This is a genomic window from Mesorhizobium sp. M2A.F.Ca.ET.037.01.1.1 (genome assembly GCF_003998075.1).
Classification (GTDB): Bacteria; Pseudomonadota; Alphaproteobacteria; order Rhizobiales; family Rhizobiaceae; genus Mesorhizobium.
The window spans coordinates 1-422 of the sequence record NZ_RZSA01001839.1; the positions used below are offsets into that span (position 1 = coordinate 1).

1 protein-coding gene is annotated in these 422 nt (G+C 64.7%); it reads right to left on the bottom strand.

Features of this window, described 5'->3' with window-relative positions; translation table 11 throughout:
• Positions 1 to 106: 106 nt before the first annotated feature.
• Positions 107 to 422: hypothetical protein (locus EOA27_RS40095; RefSeq protein ID WP_127259152.1), on the bottom strand; the 316-nt coding region annotated here is incomplete at its 5' end.

The window sequence follows — 422 nt, forward strand, 5'->3', positions numbered from 1 at the left end:
AATCAAGATCGGTCAAATCAAGATCGGTTACCGCAAGCAGCGCCAGGCCTATGCCGGCCGGCGCTTGTGCAAAGGCGTTGCGTGCCGGTTCGAAGCCCACAGCTTGTCAGACTCCGAAAGCGATGGCGGTCCTGGTCGATGTCTTCAAGGCGCGCATGCAGGCCGCCGGCTCGACGCCGGTACCGGCGCATTCGGTCGCGCTGTTGATCAGCACGCGGCTGAGCTTACCGCAGTCGGCGCCGGCAAGGTCGAAGCGGGTGACCTTGGTCTTGCCGGCCGGCAGGTCCTTGAAATCGAGCACGGTGAGGCGGTCGACGACGCCCGCCTCGTTGAACAGCGCGATCTCGAAAGCCGCCTTGGACAGGTCGGCGCCGAGCGCGTTGTTGACGACGAAGGTCAGCCGGCAGCCTTTTTCCGAGGGC